This window comes from Streptomyces sp. NPDC033180 (assembly GCF_055577645.1).
On the sequence record NZ_JBVIPU010000001.1, the window covers coordinates 503,945 to 525,920 of the forward strand.

Consider the following 21,976-nt stretch of genomic DNA (forward strand, 5'->3'; position numbering starts at 1 on the left):
CCTTACACATCGCCCTTGCACACCGCCCCGGAGTCAGCCCAGCGCCGACACCCGGTCGCGGTATCCCCGCACCGCCGCCGCGTCGCGGTACGGCTCGAGCCGCCGCTCGAAGTCGCGTACGTACTCGACCGCACGCACCGACCGCATCTCACCCGCCGCCTGCGCCGCCTCAGCGCCCAGCTGGCACGCCTGCTCCAGCTCGCCGAGGCCCAGGCGCGAGGAGGCGAGCACGATCCGGCAGAACAGGCGGCTGCGGGCGTACCCGGGGGCGCGCAGTTGGAGCGAGCGCTCCGCGTGCTGGGCGGCCACGCGGTACTGCTGGAGGTCCCGGTGGCAGTGCCCGAACTCGTCCGCGAGCTGCGCCTCGTCGAAGAACCGCGCCCAGTAGGGGACTTCGTCGCCCGGCCGTGCCGTCTCCAGGGCGCGCTCGGCCCGCACCATCGACGCCGTGCACGCCCGCACCTCGCCGAGCACTCCGTGGCCACGCGCCTCGACCGAGTGCAGCAGGGCCTGCACGACGGGCGGCGCCGACGACCCGACCCCCTGCTGGGCCACGCGCGCCAGTTGTACGGCCTCTCTGCCGTGCCCGAGGTAGACGGCCTGGCGGCTCATGGTGACCAGGACGTACGAGCCGTAGGCACGGTCGCCCGCCGCCTGCGAGAGCCGCAGCGCCTGCACGTAGTACCGCTGGGCGAGGCCGTGCGCCGCGATGTCGTACGACGTCCAGCCCGCGAGCCGGGTGAGGTCGGCGGCGGCCGCGAAGAGCCGCCGACCGGCCTGTTCGCCGTACGTGCCGCGCAGCATCGGCTCGGCCTCGTGCTCCAGGTAGCGCACGAGGGCCTGTCTGGCGTGCCCGCCGCCGTACGCGTGGTCGAGCGCGCGGAAGAGCTCGCCGACGGAGCGCAGGGCCGAGATGTCGCCGCTGGTCACCCTCGCACCGACGCCACGCTCGGGCTCCTTGCGCTGGCGCGGTATGGCGGGCCGGCCCTGTGTCGGCACGCGGGCGCCGCTCGGCGGGTAGTCGCCGCGGCTCACCCGTTCGTCGGCGCGGCCGATCAGCCAGTCTCTGCTGGGTACGACGAGGCCCGCCGGGGTGAACGCGATCTTCCGGAGCTCGGCGTGGCTCCCGGAGTCCTTGCGCCAGAGCCCGCCGACGATGTCGATCGCCTCTTCGGGGCTCGCCGCGAACTCAAGACCGGCGTACACCGGCGCGCACGCGTCGAGCCCGAGATCCTGCGCGGTCAGGCGGCGGCCTAACCGCCGGGTGAAGACCTCGGCGATCAGGGCGGGGGTGGTGCCGCGCGGCTGCTGCCCGCGCAGCCAGCGGGTCACCGACGTCTTGTCGTACCGCAGATCGAGACCGTGCTCGAGCCCCAGCTGATCGACGCGGCGCGCGAGCCCCGCATTGGAGAACCCGGCTTCTGAGATGAGCGCGGCTAGCTGGCGGTTGGGGGTGCGCTGCGGAGGTCGTTCCGTCATCAGCTGTGCGGTCTCCTGCCTTTCGGGCGTTGCCTTGAGCAGCCCTTATGGCTCTGTGAACGGCGTGAATGTAGCGGCCCCCACCGCCCTCATCGCGACCTTCGCCCCGCATTCATCCGATCGTGTGAGGATTGACCGGAGGACTGACGAGAATGCGCTGCCCGTACAGTGGCTGGGGGCGCGATATGTGCACGGTGCAGGTTCTGCGACGCAGGTCTGGTGCAGGTTCTAGGGAGGCACTTGCCGTGAGTGAGTTTCAGTTCGTCCGTCTCGGCTTCGGCCCGGATTCGGTCGAGTACCAGGAGGCCTGGGACGAGCAGCGCCGCGTGCACGCCGCCCGCTTCGCCGACGAACTCCCGGACACATGTCTGCTGCTCGAGCACCCGCCGGTGTACACCGCGGGCCGCCGCACCGAGGACAGCGAGCGCCCGCTGGACGGCACCCCCGTCGTCGACGTGGACCGGGGCGGCAAGATCACCTGGCACGGTCCGGGACAGCTCGTGGGCTACCCGATCCAGAAGCTGCCGCGCCCGGTGGACGTCGTAGCACATGTGCGCCGCCTGGAAGAGGCTCTTATCCGTACGTGTGCGGAATTCGGCCTGGAGACGTCCCGCGTCGAGGGCCGCAGCGGCGTATGGGTCCTCGGTGACCCACAACAAGCAACAGAGCAGCGTCCGGCGCTTGGCGGCCTGACCCTGGACTTCGACCCGCGGGCCCAGGACGACGAGTTCGACGCCCGTTTCAACGGCCCGGAGTACGCCCCGTCCAACGCGGGCCAGCGCCGCGAGGACCGCAAGATCGCGGCCATCGGCATCCGCGTCGCCAAGGGCGTGACGATGCACGGCTTCGCCTTGAACGTGAACCCGGACAACACCTGGTTCGACAAGATCATCCCGTGCGGCATCCGCGACGCGGGCGTGACTTCCCTCTCGTACGAGCTGGGCCGCGAGATCACGATCGCCGACGTCCTGCCGGTCGCCGAGAAACACCTGCGGGAGATCCTCGAGAACGCGGAACTCGCGCCGCGGGCCGTGGAGAAGACGGCCGGCAGCACCGTTGAGAATCCGGAAGCCGAGAAGGCGACCGCCTAGAGAGCTCGGGCTGCCGGAGCCGCCGGCGTCGCTGCGGGAATGCACCCCGTCGGCCAGAGGTTGCCCGAACGTAAGCCCAACGACATCACGGGCGTACCCTGGTGTGCGCCGAAGAATCGAAGCTACAGGGAGCCGATGTGTCCGCAGTCGCACCCGACGGACGCAAGATGCTGCGCCTTGAGGTCCGGAACGCCCAGACCCCGATCGAGCGCAAGCCCGAGTGGATCAAGACCCGGGCGAAAATGGGCCCCGAGTACACGAAGATGCAGAACCTCGTGAAGAGCGAGGGCCTGCACACGGTCTGCCAGGAGGCGGGCTGTCCCAACATCTACGAGTGCTGGGAAGACCGCGAGGCCACCTTCCTCATCGGCGGTGACCAGTGCACCCGGCGCTGCGACTTCTGCCAGATCGACACGGGCAAGCCGCAGGCACTCGACCGCGACGAGCCGCGCCGCGTGGGTGAGTCCGTCGTCACGATGGACCTGAACTACGCCACGATCACCGGCGTCGCCCGCGACGACCTGGATGACGGCGGCGCCTGGCTGTACGCGGAGACCGTGCGCCAGATCCACGCGATGACGGCGGAGCGCGCCGAGGGCAAGACCAAGGTCGAGCTGCTCATCCCCGACTTCAACGCCGACCCCGACCAGCTGGCCGAGGTCTTCTCCTCGCGCCCCGAGGTCCTCGGGCACAACGTGGAGACGGTGCCGCGCATCTTCAAGCGGATCCGCCCCGGCTTCCGTTTCGAGCGCTCGCTCGAGGTCATCACCCGGGCCCGCGAGGCCGGTCTTGTCACCAAGTCGAACCTCATCCTCGGCATGGGCGAGGAGCGCGAGGAGATCAGCGAGGCGCTGCACGCGCTGCACGACGCGGGCTGCGAGCTCATCACGATCACGCAGTACCTGCGCCCCACGCCGCGCCACCACCCCGTGGAGCGCTGGGCCAAGCCGCAGGAGTTCGTGGAGCTGAAGGAGGAGGCCGAGGAGATCGGCTTCTCCGGCGTCATGTCCGGGCCGCTGGTCCGCTCCTCGTACCGCGCGGGGCGCCTCTTCCAGATGGCGGTCGAGAAGCGTGGGGCGTACGTCGCCTCGCAGGCGGTGTGAGCTCTCTGCCGAGCCCTCCGCCGACGCCCGACTGTGTGAATCGGCGCACAAGTAACTACTGACGAGTAGTGGCCGAGATGGGCGGCCCTGACGGTCCCCGCAGGTGAGGGGGACCGTCAGGGCCGCGTCAGTGTTTTGCGCGTCGGCGTAAAGGCTTCATCCGTGTTTGACCGGTCGGTCACGCCCTGGTAACACCAATCAGTGACCCTGGAACTACCCCACGTACAGCCCTACCCATAGCCGCTCAGGAGGGCCCCACCATGCAGGCCGCGCCCGTTCGCGCCACCGCCATCCCGTCCGTCACCGACGCACTGCGCGCCGTCGAGTCGCTTCTCATGAGCAGCGGCCAGCGCACCGCTCGCCGCAACGCCTGGACGTCCGTGCTCGACGACCGGCGTCGCGCCAAGGACCGGGCCGAGGCGCTGCGCGTGCTCGAAGAGGCGATGACAACCCGCACGTCGTAGTCACCTCCAGGGACACGTAGACTTCACGGCATGGCGAGGAAGGAAACCGCGGCGGACGCCGCGAACCCCGGGCGACTCAAGCAGATTGCCCAGACCTACAAGATGACCCGCAGGGCCGATCCGCGGATCGGTCTCATCATCGCGGCTGTGGGAATCGTCACCTTTGGTGTCTTCCTCGCGATCGGCTTCTTGATCGGTCACCCGATCTATCTCGGCATTCTCGGCTTTGTGCTCGCCTTCCTCGCGATGGCGATCGTCTTCGGGCGCAGGGCTGAGCGTGCCGCCTTCGGGCAGATGGAGGGCCAGCCCGGTGCGGCGGCCGCGGTGCTCGACAAGATCGGCCGCGGCTGGACGACGACTCCGGCGGTGGCGATGAACCGCAGCCAGGACGTCGTGCACCGCACGGTCGGCAAGGCCGGCATCGTGCTCGTCGCCGAGGGCAACCCGAACCGGGTGAAGAGCCTGCTGGCCGCCGAGAAGAGGCGGATGGCGCGCGTCGTCTCGGATGTTCCGGTCCATGACGTCATCGTCGGCACCGGCGAGGGCCAGGTCCCGCTGAAGAAGCTGCGTACGACGCTTCTGAAGCTGCCCCGCGTCCTCCAGGGCCCGCAGGTCACGTCGACGAACGACCGGCTGCGCGCGATGGGCGACCTGATGAGCAACATGCCGCTGCCGAAGGGCCCGATGCCGAAGGGCGCGGGACGCGGTCGCACGCCTCGCATGCCGCGAGGCTGAGCGAACTTTCCTACGCTGGGCGAACTCCTACATGGACGAAGGCCCCGGAACCGATCGGTTCCGGGGCCTTCGTCGTACGTACGTCGGGGAATCGGAGATCTCAGATGCGCACCTGGACGGCGCGGCCGAGGCGGTCGTGCAGGCCGCGGCCGTCGCGGTCCCAGATGAGGGCCGGGACGGCGACGCAGAGCAGCACGCTGCGGACCAGGACGCGGCCGATGCCGAGCCGGCCGCCGCCCTCGGCGATGACGCGCAGTCGGAAGAGGGCCTTGCCGGGGGTGCAGCCGACCGTGCCGACCGTCAGGACGGTCATGACGAAGAAGATGCCGAGCGCCCAGTTGCCCATCGCCTGCTGGTCACCGCGAGCGAACAGGCCGTATGCGATGAGCATGCACAGGGCCCAGTCGACGACGACGGCGCCCATGCGCCGCCCGGGCCGCGCGATCGAACCCGGCCCCTCCTCCGGCAGGCCGAGCTGCTCGCCGCGGTACCCGAAGTCGACGCCCGCTTCCTCTGCCGCCGCACGAGGGCCGGAGAGCCACGATCCGATTGCTTGCCTGTTGTCCACCCGTCCACGGTACTGCGCCCGATTTCGTACGAGGACGGGCGGGGTAGGGCGAATGACACCTCGCTCGAACCCGGCTCGGTTAACTTCGGCGAAACAAATGGGTCATGCTTGAGAAATCCCCCGTCCCTATGGTCGGGTCCCAGCGTGTGCCACCGCACTGGCCGCACAACGAGCTGCAACCCCGTCCCCGCCTGGGGGTCGGGAGTAGGAGGAGTTGGATGTTCCAGAACGCCGACGACGCAAAGAAGTTCATCGCGGACGAGGACGTGAAGTTCGTAGATGTCCGGTTCTGCGACCTGCCCGGAGTGATGCAGCACTTCACGATCCCGGCAGCGGCGTTCGACCCGAACGAGGAGCTCGCCTTCGACGGTTCGTCGATCCGCGGCTTCCAGGCCATCCACGAGTCCGACATGGCGCTGCGCGCGGACCTGTCGACCGCCCGGGTCGACCCCTTCCGCCGCGACAAGACCATCAACATCAACTTCTTCATCCACGACCCGATCACGGGTGAGCAGTACAGCCGTGACCCGCGGAACATCGCCAAGAAGGCCGAGGCCTACCTCGCGTCCACCGGCATCGCGGACACCGCGTACTTCGGTCCCGAGGCCGAGTTCTACGTCTTCGACAACGTCCGCTTCCAGACGTCGGCGAACGAGAGCTTCTACCACATCGACTCCGAGGCAGGCGCCTGGAACACCGGTGCGGTCGAGAACAACCGCGGCTACAAGGTCCGCTACAAGGGCGGCTACTTCCCCGCCCCGCCGGTCGACCACTTCGCGGACCTCCGCGCGGAGATCTCCCTGGAACTGGACAAGAACGGCCTCCAGGTCGAGCGCCAGCACCACGAGGTCGGCACGGCAGGACAGGCGGAGATCAACTACAAGTTCAACACGCTGCTCGCCGCGGCCGACGACCTGATGCTCTTCAAGTACATCGTGAAGAACGTCGCCTGGCGCAACCAGAAGACCGCGACCTTCATGCCGAAGCCGATCTTCGGTGACAACGGCTCGGGCATGCACGTCCACCAGTCGCTGTGGGCGGGCGGCGACCCGCTGTTCTACGACGAGCAGGGCTACGCGGGCCTCTCGGACATCGCTCGCTACTACATCGGCGGCATCCTCAAGCACGCCCCGTCGCTGCTCGCCTTCACCAACCCGACGGTGAACTCCTACCACCGCCTGGTCCCGGGCTTCGAGGCCCCGGTCAACATGGTGTACTCGCAGCGCAACCGCTCGGCGGCCATGCGTATCCCGATCACGGGCTCGAACCCGAAGGCCAAGCGCGTCGAGTTCCGCGCGCCGGACCCGTCCTCGAACCCGTACCTGGCGTTCTCGGCGCTCCTGATGGCCGGTCTGGACGGCGTCAAGAACAAGATCGAGCCGCCGGAGCCGATCGACAAGGACCTCTACGAGCTGGCCCCCGAGGAGCACGCGGGCGTCGCCCAGGTCCCCACCTCCCTCCCCGCGGTCCTCGACGCCCTCGAGGCGGACAACGAGTACCTGCAGGCGGGCGGCGTCTTCACGTCCGACCTGATCGAGACGTGGATCGACTACAAGCGCACGAACGAGATCGCCCCGATCCAGCTGCGGCCGCACCCGCACGAGTTCGAGCTGTACTTCGACATCTAAATCGCCGGGGTCGGGTGAGCCCGACGCCGCGTCAGCATGGACAGTGGGCCAGTGGGCCGTCTCTCGGAACGGGGAGGCGGCCCACTGTTGTGTCTGTTCGGCGGTTCTCGCGCCGACACCGGCTAGTGTCGCTCTCGTCTCCCTCCTCTCCCCCCACGATCAGCCCCTGCCTAGGTGAGCGCCCCACATGAACGAAAAAGTGACATTCCCGAGCGTCGTCGGCCCCGCACTGGCCGGGGTGATCGACCTGCCGGAGGGCGAGGTCCGAGGCTGGGGGCTCTTCGCGCATGGATTCACCCTGGGCAAGGAATCGCCGGCCGCCGCGCGCGTCAGCAAGCAGCTGGCGCGCGAGGGGATCGGCACGCTGCGCTTCGACAATCTCGGGATCGGGGACTCCGAGGGCGACTGGGGGGACGGTTCCTTCACGGTCAAGGTGCAGGACACGGTCCGCGCCGCGGCCTTCATGGCGGAGCGAGGGACTCCGGTGGATTTGCTGGTGGGGCACTCGTGGGGAGGCGCCGCCGCCATCGCGGCCGCGTGCGAGATCGACGGCCTCCGCGCGCTGGCCACCATCGCGGCGCCCGTCGATCCCAGTCATGTCGAGCGGCAGTACGACTCGGTCCTGGATCGCGTCCTCAGTGACGGGGCGCACGAGTGGTTCGTCGGCGGGCGGACCCTGGTCCTCAAGCGCGCCTTCGTCGAGGACGTGCGCCGGGCTCACCTGCGCGACCGGATCAGCGAGGTGGACGTTCCGCTCCTCGTGGCGCATTCGCCCACCGACTCCACCGTCGACATCTCCAATGCCGCGGAGATCTTCCAGGAGGCACGGCATCCGCGCAGCTTCATCTCGCTCGAAGGCGCGGACCATCTGTTGACCGCGCGAGGGCAAGCGCAACGGGCCGCTCACATCATCAGCGCCTGGGCCGACCAGTACCTCGACGAGCCACGGCCCTGAGAAACGGCATCTCGGACGACGGAGAACTCGGGCAGTTTGAGGGCCGCTGCCTCCCCTGGGAGGTGGCGGCCCTCGCTGTTTCGTTTTCGCTCCGTGCCGGTCAGCCCTGTTCCGGCTCCGGCTGTGTGCGCCGGGCGTACGCGCGTGCCGCTCGGGCCCTGTCGCCGCAGCGGGTGGAGCACCAGTGGCGGCGGCCGTGGCGCAGGAGGTAGCGGTTGCAGGGTGGGGAGCCGCAGGCGGTGAGGCGGTCGGCGTCGGGGCCGGTGAGCAGGGCGGCGGCGTCGGCGGCGAGGGTGGCCAGGGCGTGCTCGACGATCTGTGTCGTGGGGTGGGAGGCGGCGCGGTACAGGCCGCCGCGGGCCGGGTCCCAGTGGAGGAGGGCGGCCGCGGGTGCCCTGGTCAGGGCTTCGTTGAGGGCGGCCAGTGCGCCGGCCGGGGGTGCGCAACCGCCGAGTCGGGCGGCGAGCAGGGCCCGGATCTGCTCCCGCAGGGTTCGCAGTTGGGCGGTGCACATCTCCTGGAGGTCCGCGTCGGCCGGGGCCAGGTCGCGCTCGGTGAGCCACTGGTTCGTGGCCGCCGGCGTGCCCAGGAGGTCGGTGAACTGACCGCCGGGCAGGGAGATGGCGCTGTTGGCGAAGTCCAGGGCGGGGTACTGCTCCGAGCCCGGTGCGGGGGGTGGTGCCGGCTCGGCGGTCACGAAAGTTGTCGCGGTCGCGGCGGTTGCCGCGGTCACGAAAGTTGTCGCGGTCACGGCGGCTGCCGCGGTCGCGGCGGTTGCGGGCTCCTTCACAGGTCTCATGGTACGCCTTGCCTTTATCCGTGAGAAGTGCGTATCGTCTCTCACGGATAAGTGAAACTCCATCCGTGAGGTGTGTGCTTCTTTCATGGCTGCTTCCCGCACGACCGACCAGCAGATCCCCGTACGCGTCTTCGGCGGCCCGACCGCCCTCTTCGAGTACGGCGGTCTGAAGTTCCTCACCGACCCCACCTTCGACGCACCCGGTGACTACCCGGCGCCCGGCGGTGGCCTGACCAAGACCGCGGCCGCCTCCGTCTCCCCCGCCGAACTCGGCCCCGTCGACGTCGTCCTGCTCTCGCACGACGAACACCCCGACAACCTCGACACCTCCGGCCGCGCCCTGCTCGCCGGCATACCGCTCACCCTCACCACTCCCGGCGGCGGGCGCCGCCTGCGCGACAGCCTGGGTGACAGGGTGAAGGGCCTCGAGGACTGGGAGTCCGTCGAGCTCGACCGGCCCGGCGGCGGGCGGGTGACCGTGACAGGCGTACCGGCCGTTCACGGTCCAGGCAGGCGCGAGGACGTCGAACCGGTCCTCGGCGAGGTCGTCGGTTTCGTCCTGACCGGCGACGGGCTTCCCACGGTCTACGTCAGCGGCGACAACGCCTCGCTCGAAGCGGTCCAGGAGACCGCCGCGCGGTTCGGTCCGGTGGACACAGCCGTCCTCTTCGCCGGCGCCCCGCGCTTCTCGTTCCTGTTCGACGGCGCTCCGATCGTCCTCGACAGCACCCGGGCCGCCGAGGCCGCGAAGATCCTCGGGGCGCGCAGGGTCGTTCCCGTCCACTTCGACAGCTGGGCCCACTTCACGGAGGGGCGGGACGATCTGGTCTCCGCCTTCGCCGCCGCGGGCCTCGCCGAGCGTCTGCGACTGGCCTGACGGGGGAACTCAGCCCCAACTCGCCCCCGTAGACGCGAACTCACCACCGTAGAAGCCCGGACTCACCCCCGTAGGAAGCGGATCGACGGGCGGTGGGGCCCCGGACCGTCCTTCGTCGTCGTCACCACCGCCCTCACCCCGTACACCTTCGCGATCAGTTCCTCCGTGATCACCTCTGATGGTGTGCCCGACGCGTGGGCCACTCCCTCTCGCAGGACCAGGACCTGGTCGCAGAACATGGCTGCCAGGTTCAGGTCGTGGAGGGCTATCACGCTGGTCAGGGGGAGGTTCGCCACCAAGGACAGGAGGTCCAGTTGGTGGTGGATGTCCAGGTGGTTGGTCGGTTCGTCCAGGAGGAGCTCTTGGGGCGTTTGCGCCAACGCCCTTGCTATCTGGACCCGTTGGCGTTCGCCGCCGGAGAGTGTGTGCCAGGACTGGGCCGCCCGGTCGGACAGGCCTGTGCGCGCCAGTGCGTCCCGTACCGACTCCTCGTCCTCGGGAGTCGGGATTGACCACGCCCTGCGGTGCGGGATGCGCCCGAGGCGTACCACCTCCTCCACCGACAGCTCGACCTGCGTGGTGGCGTCCTGGTCCACCACCGCCACCCTGCGTGCCACCGTGCGGCGGCCGATGTCCCGCAGCGGGCTGCCGTCCAGGGTGACCACCCCCGACGTCGGGGCCAGGACGCCCGCCAGGATGCGAAGGAGGGTTGATTTGCCCGAGCCGTTCGGGCCCAGCAGGCCGACCGTGGCTCCGGGGGGCGGGGCCAGGGTCACGCCGTCGATGATGAGGTGGCCCGCTGTTGTTCTGGTGACCCGGTCCGCCCGTAGACCGGATTCGGTGCGCGGGGTCATGTCGTCTTCCTCGTGCGGTAGAGGACCAGGACGAATGCCGGGACTCCGATCAGGGACGTCACCACCCCCACGGGGACCTCCTGGGGGTCGAGGACCGTGCGGGCCAGCGTGTCCACCCACACCAGGAACACGGCGCCCGCGAGCGCCGTGACCGGGAGCAGGCGCGCGTGCCCGGAGCCGACCAGGGCGCGGGCCGCGTGCGGCAGGACCAGGCCCACGAAACCGATGGCGCCCGCGCTGCTGACCAGCGCCGCCGTCAGCAGGGCCGTGGTGGACAGGAGGATCAGCCGGATACGGGCCACGTGGACGCCCAGCGTCGCCGCCGCGTCCTGGCCGAAGACAAAGGCATCCAGGGTGCGGGCCTGCGTCAGGCAGATCGCGAGGGCGATCAAGAGCACCGCCGCGCACAGCCAGACCTCCGTCCAGCCCACCCCGCTCAACGAACCGAGCAGCCAGAACAGGACACTCCGCGTCGTCTCCGCGTCGCCCGACGTCAGGATCACGAACGAGGTGAGCGCCGAGAACAACTGCATCGCCGCCACACCGGACAGCACCACCCTGTCGGCGCTCGCGCCCAGGGTGTGGCTGAGCAGCAGGACCAGTGCGAAGGAGCAGACGGCTCCGACGAAGGCGCCCGCCGAGACCGAAACCACTCCCCCGCCCACCCCCAGGACGACGATCGCGACCGCGCCCGTGGACGCCCCCGAGGAGACGCCGAGCACGAAGGGATCGGCGAGTGGATTGCGCAGGACGGACTGGAGGACCGTGCCGCAGACGGCGAGGCCCGCGCCGCAGACCGCCGCGAGGAGCGTGCGCGGCATGCGCAGGTTCCAGACGATGCCGTCCCGGATGGGCGTCAGCCGCGCCTCTCCCCAGCCGAGGTGGGCCGCGACCGCCGACCACACGTCCGGTACGGAGATGTCCGCGGGGCCGATGGTGACGGCCACCGCCACGGAGAGGGGGAGGGCGGCAAGGCCTGCCGTCCAGAGCACCACGTGACGCCAGAACACCATGTGACGCCGGAGCACCATGTGACGCCGGAGCACCACGCGACGCCGGAGCACCACGCGACGCCGGAGCAGCTTGTGGCGTATGCCGCCCGGGGCGCCCGCGGCACCCGTCACTTGGCGAGACCGAACTCGCGCAACGCGTCGGCGACTTGCTCCATGCCGTCCACCGTGCGGATCGTCGGGTTCATGGCCTGGCCGCTCAGCAGCACGTACCGCTTCTTCTTCACGGCGGTCAGGTTCTTGGTGACCGGGTTGGATTCCAGGAACTCGATCTTCTTCTTCGCGCTCTCGGCCGTCTGCGACTTGCGGGTGAGGTCGCCGATGACCAGGACGTCCGGGTCGCGGTCCGCCACCGTCTCCCAGTTGATCTGGGGCCACTCGTCCCGGGTGTCGTCGAAGACGTTCTTCACGCCGAGTTCACGCGTGATGATGCCCGGGGCTCCGCAGCAGCCCGCGATGTAGGGCGCGTCGGAGTTGGCGAACCAGTAGAGGAGCGTCGTGTCGGACGCGTCAGCCTTCTTGATCGCCCTACTCGCCTTCGCCACCCTGCCCTTCAGGTCCGCGATCAGCCGTTCCCCGCGCTTCTCGACCCCGAACGCCTTGGCCAGGTCCCGCACTTCGCCGTACACCGTGCCCATGGTCAGCGTCTCGACGCGGCGGCCGTCGCCGTCGCCGCTGTTGTCCTTGCCCGCGCAGTCCGAGGGCGAGACATAGGCGGGTACGCCGAGTTCGGTGAACTTGGCGCGGTCGGCGACGCCGCCCTTGCTGACCGTCGCCAGGAAGGAAGCGGTCACGAAGTCCGGTTCCTGGGCGAGGACCTTCTCGAAGGAGGGGTAGCTGTCGGCGAGCCGGTCGACCTTGGCGTTGTCCTTCTCCAGACCCTTGAGCACCGGATCCGTCCAGGTGCCGGTGCCGGCCATGCGGTCCGCGAGGCCGAGCGAGAGCAGGATTTCCGTGGAGCCCTGGTCGAGGGAGACCGCCCGCCGCGGCGGCGCCTTGATCTCCGCCTTCTTGCCGCAGGAGGTGAGGGTCAGTGGGTAGCCCTCGGCCTTCCCGCCCCCGCCGGAGGTGGTCGAAGAGCCGCCTCCGCACGAGGTCAGCGTGACGGCCAGGGCCGCGGCGAGGAGGACGGGCACTCGTACACGACGGGCCGAACTACGTACACGACGGGCGGTGGAGGACACACGATCCCTTGAGTCTCACGGCTCATACGCGGAGCCTGGCCTGCTTCGTCACCTCCGCCGCCCGGTGCGCGGGCGAAGGTGCCAGCAGGTCTTCGGACTCGGGGATCGGCCGGGCGGGGCGCCTTCCCAGGCGTCCGTGGACGCCCAGTGGCCGTGGCCCCGCCCGTTCCCCCTCACCGCTGCGCGTCAGTTCCGGATTCGCACCGGATTCCCTGGCCCTGGTGTGGGTTGACTGGCGCTCGCAAGCTATCACGCGGGGTCACGCCGCCTGCCATCACGCGAGGTCAGGACGCCTTCTCGGGCCTCGGTGCGCCGCGGTAGGTGCCGAAGGACCACTTGTTGCCCTCGGGGTCGGCGATCCCGAACTCCCTGCTGCCGTAGGGCTGGTCCTCGATCTCACGGATGATCTTCACCCCCGCGGCGGTGAGCCGCTGGTAGAGGTCGTCCACGTGGTCGGTGACGACGTACGCGCCGAAGGTGCCCGGCTGCAGGCACCACTCCTGGGACTTCTCGTCGTACGAGCCGAGCATGATGGCGCCGCCTTCGGGCCAGTCGAGCTCGGCGTGGGCCACGCGGTCGCCGTCCTCGTAGACGGCGGTGCGCAGGAAGCCGACCGTGCCGACCAGGAAGTCGATCAGGGCGGGGGCGTCGTGGGCCTGGAGCGTCGGCCAGACGTCGGGGGCACGCCCGGCGGAGGCGGAGGCGGACGTCGAGGTTGAGGTGGTGCTCGGCTGGGGCTGCGGCTGGTTCTCGGTGGTGTTCATGGGACCTACTCTTCGCCCCCGCCATGGCTCCCGGCTTGGATATTCCGGCACTCCTCGGCCAGCCAGCCGCTGGGGCTCACGCCGGTGTACTGCTGGAAGTCCCGCACCAGGTGGGAGTGGTCGTAGTAACCGCAGTCCGCGGCGACGCGGGCCAGGTCGGGGGCTGCGCCCGCCGCGACAGGGCGTACGACGGCGTTGCGTGCGCGCTGGAAGCGCATCAGGCGTCCTGCCTGCTTGGGGGTCAGGCCCGTCTCGGCGCGGAAGAGCGTGGTGAGGCGGCGTTCGCTGAGCGCGACGTGCCGGGAGAGTCCGCGCAGGGTGCCGACGCCCCGGTGCCGGGCGAGCCAGGCCCAGGCCTCGGCGACCTCGGGGCGTACGGATCCCGCGGTCCGGTCATCGGCCGCGCGCTGCCTCAAGTAGGCGGACAGGGAGGCGAACCGCTCCTCCCAGCTGCCCTGCTCGCACAACAGCTCCCGTACGTCGACGGCGCGGCGTCCCATCACCTCCGCGCCGGGGGTCAGCAGGTCGCCGGCCAGTTCCGCGGCCGGTACGCCGAACAGGGCGCGGGCGGCGAGCGGGTGCACGGCGAGCTGGATGCCCGCCTCGTGCTCGGGCCTGACGACGTACGCCGGGGACTGGTGCAGGCCGCCGAGGACGATGTCCGTGCGGGTGGCGTCGCGGCCGCCCGCCTGCTCGGGGGTGAGGCCGGTGACGACGGGGCCGTCCAGCGAGAAGATCAGCGTCAGGTACGGGGACGGCAGGCCGCGGTGCAGGCCGGGCAGCTCGCCCTTCGTGCGGTAGCCGACGGCGGACACCACCATGCCGTCGAGCCGCGGTGCGGCCCGGACGAACTCCCGGGAGACGCTCTCCATGCCTTCCAGTATGCGATGGACGCCGCTCCGAAGCAGGTCCGAAGGCAGGCCCGAAAGCCTGCCGGGCGTCCGACTCGCCTACCCGCGCACGGGCGTCCCATGCCCGTTCCGTCCAGTGATGCCGATCATGGGAATCCGCCGCCTGACCTCATACGATGACCCGCCGCTCCGGACGGGGCGCAGACCGCTCTCAGGGGGCACACAACCATGGCAGTAAAGGCAAAAGGCAAGCTGGCCGTCATCGGCACGGCGGGCGCGCTCACCGCGGCCGTACTCGCGGGCACGGCGTTCTGGCCGAGCACGGACGCGACGGCGGCGGACGCCTCCGCGAGGTCGGCCAGGACGGCGGCCAAGGCCGCGGCCGAGCTGAAGCACTGGCCCAAGCCGGTCGCGGCGAAGCTGGGCAAGGTCATCGCGAAGAACGAGGACAAGGGCGCGTACGCCGTCTTCGACGCGGACAACACGACGTACCGCAACGACCTGGAGGAGTCCCTCCTGCCCTTCCTGGAGATGAAGGGGGTGCTGACCCGCAAGTCGATGGACCCGTCCCTGAAGATCATCCCCTTCAAGGACACGGCGAAGCACAAGGAGAGCCTCTACAGCTACTACAACCGGCTCTGCGAGGTCGACGACCAGGTCTGCTATCCGTGGGCCGCGCAGATCTTCTCGGGCTTCACGCTGAAGGAGCTCAAGGGGTACGTCGACGAACTCCTCGCCCACGACAAGCCGATCCCCGCCGAGTACTACGAGGACGGGAAGTTGACCAAGACCGAGGTCAAGACGCCCGAGTTCTTCACCGGCATGCAGGAGCTCCACAAGTCGTTGCGGGCACACGGCATCGAGGTCCACGTCGTCAGCGCGGCCAGCGAGGACCTCGTACGCATGGTCCTCTCCGACCCCAAGTACGGCTACAACGTGAAGCCCGAGAACGTCATCGGTGTCGGCCTGCAGCTCAAGGACCGCAAGACGGGCGAGGTCACCAGCTCCCGCAAGGAGATCGCGGAGGGCCGCTTCGACGAGAAGAAGCTCGCGGGGCATGAGCTGACGCCGAACCTGTGGGCGCCGTTGACCTGGTACCAGGGCAAGCCCGCGGCCATCAGCACGTACATCGACGAGTGGAAGAAGCCCATCCTGGTGGCGGGCGACACTCCGGCGAGCGACGGCCCGATGCTGTTCCACTCGGCGGACGTCGAGCACGGCGGGGCGCGGGTCTGGGTCAACCGCAAGGACGACTACATGAAGCAGCTGGACGGGATGAAGAAGAAGAACGCCGACCGGCAGCGGGAGCTCGGCCAGAAGGTCACCGCGGACAAGCGGTGGCTGACGGTGGTCCCGGACGAGATCCGCTAGTCGGTCCCGGCGGAGGCGTTCCCGGCGGAGGCGTTCACGAGCCCCGAGGCGATCGCATCGGTCAGTGCCGCGTGGTCCCGGGCGTTCTGCGCCGCGTAGCGCAGTGCGAAGTCCGCGATCGCCCGGTCGAAGGTGTCGGAGCCGCCCAGATAGGCGGCTATGGCTATGCGGTCGCCCGAACGGGCGTGGGCGCGGGCCAGGGCCGTGCCGCAGAGCCGGGCGTAGGAGGACAGCTCCGCGGGGGACATGACCTCCACGTCCGCGGAGTCCTTCGTGTCGCGCAGTTGGCGCCAGTAGTAGGCACGGCCCTGGGGGCCCGTCATCCAGCCGAGGAAGATGTCGCTCGCCGCCTGGAGGAGGCGCTGCCCCGCGACCACACGGTGGCCGGGGTGGACGTACGGCCCTGCCGGGAGGTGCTCCTCCAGGACCGAGCGGACCGCCTCCTTGATCTGGAGGAAGAGCGGGTCGTCGGCGTCGCGCCCGGCGAGGAGCACGATGAAGCAGCGGGTGCCGACGCCGCCCACTCCCACCACTTTCCGCGCCGCGTCCACGAAGTGGTAGCGGTCCAGGAGGAGTCGGCGTTCCTCGGAGAGCGTGGAGCGGTAGTCGCCGAAGATCTTGCGCACCGCCGCGAGGTCCGGGGCGCCCGCGGGTTCGAGGAGCGGCGGGTCGTGGATGATGCGGCGGACGCCGTCCACTTCTTCTGTCAGCTTGCCGAGCGCCCGCAGGCTCGTACGCCCGCGGGCGCGGTCCAGGGCGGTCGCCTCGCCCTTGCGGCGGCGGGTGGAGCGGATGAGGGGCAACAGGTCGTGCGCGTCGGTCCGTTCGTACCAGACGGCCAGTTCACCGCGGCCGGCCAGACGTCTCATCGACGCGCGGTACGCCGCCACCGCCGCGAGGCACGCCTCGCGTGTCCCGCGCTCCGGGTGGCCGTTGTCGCGGGACGCCACGGCGATGCTCGCGGCCAGGCGTTTGACGTCCCATTCGAAGGGCCCGGGGCAGGTCTCGTCGAAGTCGTCCAGGTCGAAGAGCGGGGCGCGTTCCGGGGAGGCGAACAGGACGAAGTTCAACAGGTGGGCGTCGCCGCAGAGTTGGACGGTGAGGCCGGTGTGCCACTGGACGGCGAGGTCCCCCGCCATGACGGCGGCGGCGCCCCGCAGGAAGGCCGAGGGTGAGGCTGCCATGCGGGCGTACCGGACGGGCAGCAGCTCCTGGACGCGGTCCGTGCCCTGCCGCTCGAGGACGGCCACCGGATCGGCGCGGTCGGCGGAGGGTATCCACGCGCCGTGCGAGGAGCGGGAGGCGCGCTTGCGGGCGTCCCTGCCGCGGCGGGCGCGCTCGTCCGGAGTGGTCATCGCCCTCGCCCCTCTCCGTCGGCGGCTCCCGGCAACAGCCTCCCCTCAGGAGCAGCCAATGCCGCCGCTGGCGCGTACGCATGCCGGGTACGCCGAACGGGTGACCCTCGGCTCCCCGGCACGAGGCGTACCGGTGGCGCCGGGGGACCTCAGCTTCCGCCCGCCACCGCCCACGCCGCCACCCTCTTGGCCAGCGCTCCGCCCGCCCGCGTCCACACGAAGTGGTCGAGGCGGGCGCCCGCTTCCCGCACGGAGTACCGCAGGCGGGTGACGCGGGCCTTGGGCACCTTGCCGACGAGGTGGTCGAGAGCGGCTGCCGGGGCCCAGGTGTCGCCCTCGACGGAAACCGCGAGAACGGGCAGACCGAGGGTGCGCAGGGTCGCCTCGTAGTCGTGCGGGGAGCCGGGGGACGAGTAGCGACCCGTACGGCCCTGGCGTGCCCAGTCCCGCATGACGCCCCTGGGCTGGTTGCCGCCGAAGCCGAGGCGGGTGCCGGGCCACCGGCCGAGCAGCGTCGACGTGGCCGCGGCGAACAGCTCGCCGATGAGCAGCAGGGGCCCGCGCAGGGGGCCGTACGCCCTGAACCAGACGGAGCCGGAGGCGACGAGGACGACTCCGTCGACGCCGGGCCCGATACCCAAAGAGGCGTGCACGAGACCGAGTTGGCCGCCCAGGCTGTGGCCGATGAGGTACAGCGGGGCCTGCGGGCCCAGTTCGGTGCGTATCGCCTCGATGACCGCGACGAGGTCCTGCTCCACGATGGTGCGGTAGCCGTGGTCGACGGCGTCCGCGTCCGTCACCCGCGGGGTGCTCTCCCCCTGCCCCCGCAGGTCCACGGTCAGGGCGGTGAGCCCCTCCGCGTGCAACTGGCGTGCGAACGCGCGGTAGTAGCGGGCGGGGGTGCCCATGGCGGGAAGCATCAGGAAGGCCGGCGCGGGACGGGGCGAGGCCTCGCTCCCCCTCAGCCCACGCACGGGAAACCTTGCCCCGTCCGGGAGTTGGGCGGTGACGAGCAGCGGCAGCTCGTCCGCGGGCTCCTGCTGGGCGGGGGCGGATTCCGGCTGAGTCATGCGCCCAGCATGAACCACGCGTACGGGCGGAGGCCGCTGGGCCCCCACCCGTACACGTCCGCGCGACAGCTCAGCGGCTGTACCGCATCAGGGCGCGCACCATATGGCAGGTGATGTCCGACGGCGGATGAATGCCCACGTCCTCCGCCATGCTCCGGATCCTGGTGTTGTTGGCTTGGTTCGGCAGATAGACGCCCGAGTCGAGCAGGGCTATCGCCAGGCGCATGGCCTTCAGGCGCCGGTTGTGCGTGATGTACCACTCACGCGGCCGTCCGGCCGGGAGCGGTCGCTTCTCCAGTGGTGCGTACGTCGGGTCGATGAACACGGGCCGGGAAGCGTTGCGCTTCGACTTCGATGTGAGTGCGGCAGCGGGCACAGGCATCCTCCTGTCGCGGTCAGGAACCCCCGTCGGGAACCCTCGAACACTGCTTCTAGTTTACTGCCCGGCACTGACATCCCGGGAGCCCGAAGCGCTCGCCAAATGGCCTGGTGAGAAGGGGGGTTGTCGCCATGTCACGCCAGGTCTGCGAGGTACCTGTGGGACGGAGGAATATTCGAACAGACTCATTCACGGAACGGGGCTGCCAGAGCGGGAACGACCGCATCCCTCGTACGGGTGCCGCTCTGCGCCTACCTGCGGGCAATCGCCGCTGGTCAGGCAGTCTGTGGGGAGGTGGGGCGCGGGTAGCGTGTGCGGTATGGAGATCTGGATCAATCCCGCCTGCTCGAAGTGCCGCAGCGCGCTCACGCTGCTCGATGCGGAGGGCGCCGACTACACCGTCCGCCGCTACCTCGAGGACGTCCCCACCGAGGACGAGATCCGGGCCGTCCTGGAGCGGCTCGGACTCGAGCCGTGGGACATCACGCGCAGCCAGGAGGACGCCGCCAAGGAGCTGGGCCTGAAGGACCGCGAGGCCTGGCCGCGCGATGCCTCCGGCCGTGACCGCTGGATCACGGCGCTCGCCCAGCACCCCAAACTCATCCAGCGGCCCATCATCACCGCCGACGACGGCACCGCGGTGGTGGGGCGCACGGAGGAGGCGGTGCGGGACGCGATGTCCCGGTAGGTACGGGGCGCGGCGCTTCAGATGACGGTCGAACGATGGGTTATCTCCGGCGAAACGTTACATATGCCTCCATAGCGTTGGGCACTCCACAGGACCGCCGGCCGGACGAAGGATCCGGGGAACGGAAAGGAGTGCCCCGTGCGGAACCTGATGTTCGGAGGCGTGTACGGCACCATCCTCGCCAGTGCGCTCGTCGCGGCACTGCACTCGGAGCAGCAGGCCTACACGCCCTACTACGACGCCGCCTGGATCATGGTGACCGCGGGCACGGCTGCTCTCGCGCACGGATACGCGCACCACATGTCCACGCACCGGCCGGGTTCCGGCCTGCACCGGTGGCGGCAGCTGGCCTGGGAGCTCATGGACGAGTGGCCGGTGATCGTCGCCTGCTGGCCCACCGTGGCGCTGCTCGTCCTCGCCGGCACCTTCGGCTGGCCCGAGGCGCCCGTCACATACTCCGCGCTCCTGCTGAACGCGGCGCTCCTCCTCGGCTGGGGCACCTTCGCCGCACTCCGGGCCGGCTACCGGCGGCGCTCGGCCGTGCTGCTCGGCCTGGCGGACGCGGCGATCGGGCTGCTCATCGCGGCCGCCAACGCCGTCATCAAGTGAGAACCCCGGAGCGTGAAGTGGGCCACATACACCGCAGGTAACACGGGGTTCACATTCGAGCAATGGATGGGAAATCGCGCGTTGGCAAGCTGCGCGGCATCACCACGGCACCGCAGCACCCGCACGTTCTGCGCCGTACCGAGCGTTTTAAGGATGGGCCCCCGTGACCTTCAAGGCTGAGTACATCTGGATCGACGGCACCGAGCCGACCGCCAAGCTCCGTTCGAAGACGAAGATCATGACGGACGGCGCCGAGCTCCCGAACTGGGGCTTCGACGGATCCAGCACCAACCAGGCCAAGGGTCACGCATCCGACCGCGTACTCAAGCCGGTCTTCACCTGCCCGGACCCGATCCGCGGCGGCGACGACGTACTCGTGCTGTGCGAGGTCCTCAACACGGACATGACGCCGCACGAGTCCAACACCCGTGCCGCGCTGGCCGAGATCGAGGAGCGCTTCGGCTCGCAGGAGCCCATCTTCGGCATCGAGCAGGAGTACACCTTCTTCGAGGGCGACCGCCCGCTCGGCTTCCCCGTCGGCGGCTTCCCCGCAGCGCAGGGCGGCTACTACTGCGGCGTCGGCGCGGACGAGATCTTCGGCCGCGACGTCGTCGAGGCGCACCTGGAGAACTGCCTCAAGGCCGGCCTCGGGATCTCCGGCATCAACGCCGAGGTCATGCCGGGCCAGTGGGAGTTCCAGGTCGGCCCGCTCGCGCCGCTCGAGGTCTCCGACCAGCTGTGGATCGCCCGTTGGCTGCTCTACCGCACCGCCGAGGACTTCAACGTGTCGGCCACGCTCGACCCGAAGCCGGTGAAGGGCGACTGGAACGGCGCCGGCGCGCACACGAACTTCTCGACAAAGGCGATGCGCGAGGGCTACGACGCGATCATCACCGCCGCCGAGTCCCTCGGTGAGGGCTCCAAGCCGATGGACCACGTCAAGAACTACGGCGCGGGCATCGACGACCGCCTCACCGGCCTGCACGAGACCGCCCCGTGGAACGAGTACAGCTACGGCGTCTCCGACCGCGGCGCGTCGGTCCGCATCCCGTGGCAGGTCGAGGTGGAGCAGAAGGGCTACATCGAGGACCGCCGCCCGAACGCGAACGTCGACCCGTACGTCGTGACGCGGCTGATCGTCGACACCTGCTGCGCCGCCCTGGAGAAGGCCGGCCAGGTCTGATCCCGCGCATCGACACGTCCCTGAAGGGGGCGCCCGCCGAACCGGTGGGCGCCCCCTTCGGCTTGCCCGCCCGGAGGTCACTCCCATCTGCTTCAATGGGGTCATGGTCATGAGCAGCTACGGGAACACCGCGACAGGTCGTCACCACGACCTCGAGCCGTTCTGGCCTTCCCGTCAGCACCACGACTTCGACCGGGTGTGTTGCCGCGCGATGAACGCGCGGGCCCTCTAAAGCCGTTCACCCGGCCTTCGCCTGACGCGCACGACGTACGTACGTCCTCGACGACTGACGACTCCTCCGCGCGAAAGAGCTGACTTTCATGGCGAACTCCCGTTCCTTCTCGGCATCCACCGCTTCCACCGCCACCGTGGCGCCGCCTGCCATGCCCGGCCGGGGGCGGCTGCGAGCCGTCGCCCCCGACGAAGTGGCGCAGCTCACCGACTTCCTGCCGCCCGGCGCGACCTGGCTGCCGGCGCCCCCGCACACGCTGCCCACGCTGCCGGGTCAGCCGCCGATGATCGGCTACCTGGTACTCGTACCGGCCGGGCAGGAGCCGGTGGCCAGTGCCGCACCCGAGCCCGAGCCCGCGCCCGCGCCGGCCTCCGCCGGGCCCGTGCGGATCGACACCGTGCAGCGCGCGGCGCAGGTCGACGGGCGCCCGCTGGACCTCACGTATCTGGAGTTCGAGCTGCTCGCGCATCTCGTCGCCCACCCTCACCGGGTGCACACGCGCGACCAGTTGGTGACGACGGTGTGGGGGTACGGGCACGTGGGAGACGGGCGCACCGTGGACGTCCACATCGCACGGCTCAGGCGCAAGCTGGGAGCCGAGCACCGCCAGGCCATCCAGACGGTGCGGCGGGTGGGCTACAAGTACGCACCGCCGTCGTCCCGCTGACCTGAGGCGTCCGCTGACCTGAGGCGTCCGCCGGCCTCCTGCGCCCCGCTGACCTCCGGG

Annotated in this window: 23 protein-coding genes and 1 riboswitch; of the genes, 12 read left to right on the forward strand and 11 right to left on the reverse strand. The window is 70.1% G+C overall.

The window, feature by feature from the left end; translation table 11 throughout:
* Positions 1-33: 33 nt before the first annotated feature.
* A complete protein-coding gene (locus ACZ5WE_RS02360; RefSeq protein ID WP_467690532.1) occupies positions 34-1,479 on the reverse strand; it encodes a regulator in 1,446 nt (481 codons plus the stop codon).
* Positions 1,480-1,724: 245 nt separating this feature from the next.
* Here ACZ5WE_RS02360 and lipB point away from each other — a divergent pair, with 245 nt between their 5' ends.
* The 4 genes from lipB (at position 1,725) to ACZ5WE_RS02380 (ending at position 4,872) form a co-directional block, all read left to right on the forward strand.
* Entirely contained in the window at positions 1,725-2,570 is an 846-nt protein-coding gene (lipB, locus tag ACZ5WE_RS02365) for a lipoyl(octanoyl) transferase LipB (RefSeq protein WP_467690534.1), read from the forward strand.
* A gap of 137 nt (positions 2,571-2,707) precedes the next feature.
* A complete protein-coding gene (locus tag ACZ5WE_RS02370) occupies positions 2,708-3,673 on the forward strand; it encodes a lipoyl synthase (RefSeq protein ID WP_467690536.1) in 966 nt (321 codons plus the stop codon).
* A gap of 260 nt (positions 3,674-3,933) precedes the next feature.
* Complete coding sequence (locus ACZ5WE_RS02375) at positions 3,934-4,137, forward strand: SCO2195 family GlnR-regulated protein (protein ID WP_160504648.1); 204 nt, start codon at positions 3,934-3,936, stop codon at positions 4,135-4,137.
* Positions 4,138-4,167: 30 nt separating this feature from the next.
* Complete coding sequence (locus ACZ5WE_RS02380; protein WP_467690538.1) at positions 4,168-4,872, forward strand: DUF4191 domain-containing protein; 705 nt, start codon at positions 4,168-4,170, stop codon at positions 4,870-4,872.
* A gap of 100 nt (positions 4,873-4,972) precedes the next feature.
* Here ACZ5WE_RS02380 and ACZ5WE_RS02385 read toward each other — a convergent pair whose 3' ends face one another.
* Positions 4,973-5,440 (reverse strand): RDD family protein, encoded by a 468-nt coding sequence (locus ACZ5WE_RS02385; RefSeq protein WP_467690540.1) that lies wholly within the window; start codon positions 5,438-5,440, stop codon positions 4,973-4,975.
* Positions 5,441-5,658: 218 nt separating this feature from the next.
* On the opposite strand from ACZ5WE_RS02385, the gene glnA reads away from it, so the two are divergent.
* Together glnA and ACZ5WE_RS02395 are read left to right on the forward strand one after the other, a co-directional pair.
* The gene (gene glnA, locus ACZ5WE_RS02390; protein WP_467690542.1) at positions 5,659-7,068 is read left to right on the forward strand and encodes a type I glutamate--ammonia ligase; all 1,410 of its coding nucleotides are present in this window, start codon (positions 5,659-5,661) and stop codon (positions 7,066-7,068) included.
* A gap of 187 nt (positions 7,069-7,255) precedes the next feature.
* The gene (locus ACZ5WE_RS02395) at positions 7,256-8,023 is read left to right on the forward strand and encodes an alpha/beta hydrolase family protein (RefSeq protein WP_467690544.1); all 768 of its coding nucleotides are present in this window, start codon (positions 7,256-7,258) and stop codon (positions 8,021-8,023) included.
* Between the two features lie 100 nt (positions 8,024-8,123).
* Here the strand turns inward: ACZ5WE_RS02395 and ACZ5WE_RS02400 are convergent, their stop codons facing one another.
* Positions 8,124-8,720 carry a CGNR zinc finger domain-containing protein gene (locus ACZ5WE_RS02400; protein WP_467690911.1) on the reverse strand — a complete coding sequence of 199 codons (597 nt, stop codon included), beginning with the start codon at positions 8,718-8,720 and terminating at the stop codon, positions 8,124-8,126.
* A 187-nt stretch (positions 8,721-8,907) separates the two neighbouring features.
* Between ACZ5WE_RS02400 and ACZ5WE_RS02405 the strand changes: the two genes are divergently transcribed.
* Positions 8,908-9,699, forward strand: coding sequence for an MBL fold metallo-hydrolase (locus ACZ5WE_RS02405; RefSeq protein ID WP_467690546.1), 792 nt, complete (start codon positions 8,908-8,910; stop codon positions 9,697-9,699).
* Between the two features lie 62 nt (positions 9,700-9,761).
* Here ACZ5WE_RS02405 and ACZ5WE_RS02410 read toward each other — a convergent pair whose 3' ends face one another.
* From ACZ5WE_RS02410 to ACZ5WE_RS02430, 5 genes are all read right to left on the reverse strand, one after another.
* Complete coding sequence (locus tag ACZ5WE_RS02410; protein WP_467690548.1) at positions 9,762-10,553, reverse strand: ABC transporter ATP-binding protein; 792 nt, start codon at positions 10,551-10,553, stop codon at positions 9,762-9,764.
* Positions 10,550-11,566 carry a FecCD family ABC transporter permease gene (locus ACZ5WE_RS02415; protein WP_467690549.1) on the reverse strand — a complete coding sequence of 339 codons (1,017 nt, stop codon included), beginning with the start codon at positions 11,564-11,566 and terminating at the stop codon, positions 10,550-10,552. The genes ACZ5WE_RS02410 and ACZ5WE_RS02415 overlap by 4 nt, the downstream gene beginning before the upstream one ends.
* Positions 11,567-11,673: 107 nt before the next feature.
* Positions 11,674-12,699 (reverse strand): ABC transporter substrate-binding protein, encoded by a 1,026-nt coding sequence (locus ACZ5WE_RS02420; RefSeq protein ID WP_467690551.1) that lies wholly within the window; start codon positions 12,697-12,699, stop codon positions 11,674-11,676.
* Between the two features lie 114 nt (positions 12,700-12,813).
* A riboswitch (cobalamin riboswitch) is annotated at positions 12,814-12,999 on the reverse strand.
* A gap of 32 nt (positions 13,000-13,031) precedes the next feature.
* The gene (locus tag ACZ5WE_RS02425) at positions 13,032-13,511 is read right to left on the reverse strand and encodes a VOC family protein (protein WP_467690552.1); all 480 of its coding nucleotides are present in this window, start codon (positions 13,509-13,511) and stop codon (positions 13,032-13,034) included.
* A 5-nt stretch (positions 13,512-13,516) separates the two neighbouring features.
* On the reverse strand, positions 13,517-14,383 hold the full coding sequence (locus ACZ5WE_RS02430) for a helix-turn-helix transcriptional regulator (RefSeq protein WP_467690554.1): 867 nt from the start codon (positions 14,381-14,383) through the stop codon (positions 13,517-13,519).
* 207 nt (positions 14,384-14,590) lie between these two features.
* Here ACZ5WE_RS02430 and ACZ5WE_RS02435 point away from each other — a divergent pair, with 207 nt between their 5' ends.
* On the forward strand, positions 14,591-15,733 hold the full coding sequence (locus tag ACZ5WE_RS02435) for an HAD family hydrolase (protein ID WP_467690555.1): 1,143 nt from the start codon (positions 14,591-14,593) through the stop codon (positions 15,731-15,733).
* Here ACZ5WE_RS02435 and ACZ5WE_RS02440 read toward each other — a convergent pair.
* From ACZ5WE_RS02440 to ACZ5WE_RS02450, 3 genes are all read right to left on the reverse strand, one after another.
* Complete coding sequence (locus ACZ5WE_RS02440; protein WP_467690557.1) at positions 15,730-17,088, reverse strand: DUF2252 domain-containing protein; 1,359 nt, start codon at positions 17,086-17,088, stop codon at positions 15,730-15,732. The two genes, ACZ5WE_RS02435 and ACZ5WE_RS02440, sit on opposite strands and share 4 nt — an antisense overlap.
* Positions 17,089-17,237: 149 nt before the next feature.
* On the reverse strand, positions 17,238-18,158 hold the full coding sequence (locus ACZ5WE_RS02445; RefSeq protein ID WP_467690558.1) for an alpha/beta hydrolase family protein: 921 nt from the start codon (positions 18,156-18,158) through the stop codon (positions 17,238-17,240).
* A gap of 70 nt (positions 18,159-18,228) precedes the next feature.
* Positions 18,229-18,534, reverse strand: coding sequence for a hypothetical protein (locus ACZ5WE_RS02450; protein WP_467690560.1), 306 nt, complete (start codon positions 18,532-18,534; stop codon positions 18,229-18,231).
* 322 nt (positions 18,535-18,856) lie between these two features.
* On the opposite strand from ACZ5WE_RS02450, the gene ACZ5WE_RS02455 reads away from it, so the two are divergent.
* From ACZ5WE_RS02455 to ACZ5WE_RS02470, 4 genes are all read left to right on the forward strand, one after another.
* Positions 18,857-19,225: an arsenate reductase family protein gene (locus ACZ5WE_RS02455; protein WP_467690562.1), complete on the forward strand. Its 369-nt coding sequence runs from the start codon at positions 18,857-18,859 to the stop codon at positions 19,223-19,225.
* Between the two features lie 138 nt (positions 19,226-19,363).
* Positions 19,364-19,834, forward strand: a complete 471-nt coding sequence (locus ACZ5WE_RS02460; RefSeq protein ID WP_467690564.1) for a hypothetical protein — start codon at positions 19,364-19,366, stop codon at positions 19,832-19,834.
* A 163-nt stretch (positions 19,835-19,997) separates the two neighbouring features.
* Positions 19,998-21,017, forward strand: a complete 1,020-nt coding sequence (gene glnII, locus ACZ5WE_RS02465; protein WP_467690565.1) for a glutamine synthetase — start codon at positions 19,998-20,000, stop codon at positions 21,015-21,017.
* A 320-nt stretch (positions 21,018-21,337) separates the two neighbouring features.
* Entirely contained in the window at positions 21,338-21,916 is a 579-nt protein-coding gene (locus ACZ5WE_RS02470; protein WP_467690566.1) for a winged helix-turn-helix domain-containing protein, read from the forward strand.
* Positions 21,917-21,976 lie beyond the last annotated feature (60 nt).